This is a genomic window from Chryseobacterium sp. BIGb0232, from assembly GCF_024810195.1.
GTDB classification, from domain to species: Bacteria; Bacteroidota; Bacteroidia; order Flavobacteriales; family Weeksellaceae; genus Chryseobacterium; species Chryseobacterium pennae.
The window spans coordinates 200,420-204,465 of the sequence record NZ_JANUEH010000009.1 but is presented as its reverse complement, the minus strand read 5'-3'; the positions used below and the strand labels follow the sequence as shown (position 1 = coordinate 204,465).

The 4,046-nt window shown below is 35.8% G+C and carries 4 protein-coding genes; all 4 read right to left on the bottom strand.

Annotated elements, in window-relative coordinates:
* Positions 1-208: 208 nt before the first annotated feature.
* The 4 genes from M2372_RS18935 to M2372_RS18920 all read right to left on the bottom strand — a co-directional run bounded on the left by M2372_RS18935 (position 209) and on the right by M2372_RS18920 (position 3,802).
* On the bottom strand, positions 209-340 hold the full coding sequence (locus M2372_RS18935) for a hypothetical protein (RefSeq protein ID WP_259081173.1): 132 nt from the start codon (positions 338-340) through the stop codon (positions 209-211).
* Positions 341-367: 27 nt separating this feature from the next.
* Positions 368-2,134 (bottom strand): FISUMP domain-containing protein, encoded by a 1,767-nt coding sequence (locus M2372_RS18930; RefSeq protein ID WP_123320270.1) that lies wholly within the window; start codon positions 2,132-2,134, stop codon positions 368-370.
* Positions 2,135-2,410: 276 nt separating this feature from the next.
* Positions 2,411-2,977, bottom strand: a complete 567-nt coding sequence (locus M2372_RS18925; RefSeq protein ID WP_123320269.1) for a hypothetical protein — start codon at positions 2,975-2,977, stop codon at positions 2,411-2,413.
* 186 nt (positions 2,978-3,163) lie between these two features.
* The gene (locus M2372_RS18920) at positions 3,164-3,802 is read right to left on the bottom strand and encodes a 4'-phosphopantetheinyl transferase superfamily protein (RefSeq protein WP_123320268.1); all 639 of its coding nucleotides are present in this window, start codon (positions 3,800-3,802) and stop codon (positions 3,164-3,166) included.
* Positions 3,803-4,046 lie beyond the last annotated feature (244 nt).

Below are 4,046 nucleotides of genomic sequence, written 5' to 3'. Positions count from 1 at the left end.
AAGATAGGGATATTAGGTAGGTTAGATTTAGGTACTTTTTTCATCATTCAATTATTCTGAAAAACTCTCATTCAAATACTTCCGGACATCAGCGATCTATCCTTTCGGGAATAAGATCTAAAGAAATATTGAGTTACCAAGAGCAGAATAATCTTAATGTATTTATTAGGTATCCTTTTATTTTTACTAAAAGAACACCAGCCTTTGTTTAGGTAGATGTGTAATTTTTATCAGAATTTTCATCATACACTTCAGATGAAGTAAGCTGATATAGAAACGTTTTTTTTAATGGTACTTCAATAATTACCCGATAGCCACCAACAAAAATGCTGGCAGCCATCAAATAATCATTTATTTTAAATTTTATTTATTCTTTTATACAACGAACTGAGCTTCCTTGTGCTGTTCCAGAACTTGATACACCATGTGTTCCAAATTGTGAGACTTGGAAGATATATGCTGAAGGACTTGAACCGCCTGCTTCACCACTCCAATAGAACCCACTGCTTCCTGCATAAGATGATGATATGGTTCCAAATGATGAATCTCGATTACCAGCTGCTGGCAATTTTAATTTACTTGCAGCGGCAGCATTAATTCCACTGCCCAGTTTAGCAGCCAGTAAATAGTTATCAAGCTGTGATTTACTAGGAACCGTAAATCCTCTAGGACATGGGTTGTTCGGTTTAATACTGGTTTGCCATAAAGTTGGGTCATTATTTATTCTCCATCCACCTCCTGTTCCAATAAATCTTGTATCAGTAGGGTTATCATTAGCAGTAGAAGTTACAGTTGGGTAAACCGGAGTTCCACTTGAAGGACCAGTCCATTTAACCAGTTCATGCCCATCTGGCTTTCTTCCCCATTGGAATAATGATCCATATGCCTTATAATCCTGTGCTGAGGTTGCTTGCTGTGCAATACTGAAGTTTGTCCCGTCTATATTAGTATAATCTGCACCCAGGTTATTATTCAACCATGTGTAACCATCTTCAGCCTGAACCGGCAGATAAAGGAAATTATGCTCACGCAATCCTGAATTGTCTGTTTCACCAAATTTTCTATCAGGAATACCAGGCAATATACGAACATCATAATTTTTGGATGTCCCGGAATTATTAGATGGGAATTGGAACCTTGCCATTAATACTCCAAGATAATCATTTCCTATTCCGGCATTTATGTCAAGTTTTCTGGCATTCAAAGTACCTCCTATAGCCGTAAGTTTTGCTTTGATTGATCTGGTATTAGAATCATATGATTGTGTTGACCATGAAAGCATAAGCTGTCTGGAAATTCCATCTTCTGTAAGATTGGCAGGAACCGTTGTTATTGAGCTCCATCCAGTAAGGGAACCACTTCCTGTTGTGGTGACAGGAATAAAGATATCCAGTCCTGATGTAGAAATGAACCCTTGATAATCTGCCAGTTTATCTGGAACACCATCTGCTGCCACAGGTCTGGCAGTTGTTGCAGGGCCTGTAGGCTCTGTATAAGGAGAATAATCACTATCAAGCACCGAGCCTATAAAATATATTCCCTCATTGATGGTAATAGTAGAAGGAACTACCGGGGTTCCATTATTGACCGGAAGTGAAATTGCAGAACAGGTACTTCCATTTACAGTAATACTAAATACTGCAGGGCTTGTAGTCACTGGGGTTCCCAACACATTAAGCTGTAAAGAACCATTTCCCGTCGCAAAATTCCCGGCATTCAATGTAGCAGTTAACCCATTAGACTGAAAAGTCTGCGCAGCATAAGCACTTCCATTACCTCCCGTGTAAGGGATTGTTAAAGTACCGCTGTAAGCTACATTTTGAGTTGCAGAACTAGGATTAAATACTGCAGAAGCACATACTAAAGCAAATGGGCTTTCTTTCCAGAAACATTGCGACCATGCACCTCCCTGAAAAGCTTTTACACATTGCTCAGAGACATCATAGATAAGCATTCCGTTTACAGGGCTGTTAATCACCCCTGTATTAGGTATTCTGTTCAGTAGTAAACTCTTGTTTGTAGATCCTAATTCAAGATCTGCACTTAAATTAGGGTTAGGTTGATTAATCCCAACCTGTGCAAGGGAAAAAGAGCTAATACTAATGTAAATAGGTAATAATAACTTTTTTTTCATGTTGAATTTTTGTTGTGGTTTAATAAAATTTGTCTATATAAATATTTTTCATTGAAGTTGCAATGAAATAGGGAATAAAAAATCTTGTAAGCAGATCCTTTCAATATCTGTATAGCTAAAAAGTATAGTAAACTGTATACTACTGAAGATAATAATTGTTTATAAGCATTTTAATTACTGATCAACAAACGATTATCATTTCTGCATCTTGTGAACTGCAGAAATTACTTAGATACATGATAATGATCCGGAACTGTTTACTGAAATACAATTACATTATTTTAAAGCAACGGAGCAGGTATTTCCTGCAACATTTACATTCAATGTAATATTGCCGGTCCGATCCGGAGTTCCTGTGATAGAATACTGTAAACGTCCATTCCCAATAGCAAATTGTCCGGCAGGTAAAGCAGCAGTTAATCCATTTGTTTGAATGGATACTGCATCATAAACACCACCATTTCCTCCTGTATAGGGAACTGTCAACACACCTTTATAAGCCTGTCCTGCAATAGGACTGGGAGAAACGGTAGCTGAAGTACATGACAAGGAAACGGGATTCATCAATGCTTTTTTTCCAATCAATCCTTTTCCAAGACATTTAGACCATTTATCTGCCTGAAATGCTTTTACGCATTCTTCGGATATGTCATAGATCATCATGCCATTAACTGGATTTGCGACTGCAGCAGTGTTGGGAACTCTGTTTAGAAGTAACGTTTTGTTGTTAGACCCCAGTTCAAGATCTGAGCTGAGATTGGGATTTTCTTGCTTGATACCTACCTGTGCGAAGGAAAGCACACTGAAACTGAAGGTAATCAGCAGTAATACATTTTTTTTCATTTGTATAGGGTCTTAGTGTTTAAATAATTTTTTTCTCTCAGTAAAGATATATGTTAAAAATGAATTTGCAAAAAAAAAACATTAAAATTTGGAAAGTTTATCACTAATTAATGATTTCCTATTTCAATTTAAATAATTGAAATTCACCAAAATATAAGGGTTGAAAGGATGTAAAAAATGATTAACTCAAATTTCAGAGGCTATAAAAAAAGGTACCACATTTTTAAGATTTTTATTGTCTGAAGCTATGCAACTCTGATAACTTTCATCAATAAAAATATTCTTGGTAAAGAATTTTTTACTCTCAATTACGCATTCATCATTTACAATTTCAAAAGAATCCAAAGGAATCATCATTCCTCCTCCATGCGCTTTCATTACTGATTCTTTTCGGGTCCAGTATGAAAAGAAATCCCCAATTTGATCTTCAGAACGATCAATTTTAAGAAATTCCTGTTCTGTCATTTGAAACTGAAAGTCCAGATAATTGATTTTAGGGTCTATAAATTCAACATCAATTCCAATAGGAAATTCTGCAATTGCGCAAACAACAAGTTCTTTGGAATGAGAAATATTGAAATGAAGAGGCTGCCCTTTCAGGTAAGGTTTATTATCTGGAGTACGCTCAATATATACCTCATCAATATGATACCGGGACTTTAATCCCTGGAACAAAAGCACTCTCCCTAACAGGGAAAGCTGAGCATCCTGCCATCTTCTGTATTTCAGAATATCCTGCTTAAAATCTTCCGGAAAAGAGTTTAAATACCGGTCTAAAAAATACCGATGCTTTTCTTCACTGATAAATGTATATAGAATAACCATTGCTGATGCGCTTCAAATGTGTTATAATGATTTTTAAATATAAAAGGGTTAGCCATCAAAAAGTTAAAAATAACATTTTTATCTGTATTTTCTTACGCAATGATACCCAAGGTTAAACTTACACATTCTGAGACTAAAACAACATAGATTAAAGCCTCGTATCAGATATTCTTTCAGAAAAAAAGACTGGAATCATAAAGCGCTTTGGAAAATCTTTTTTAAATTTAGCATAAAATCACTTTAA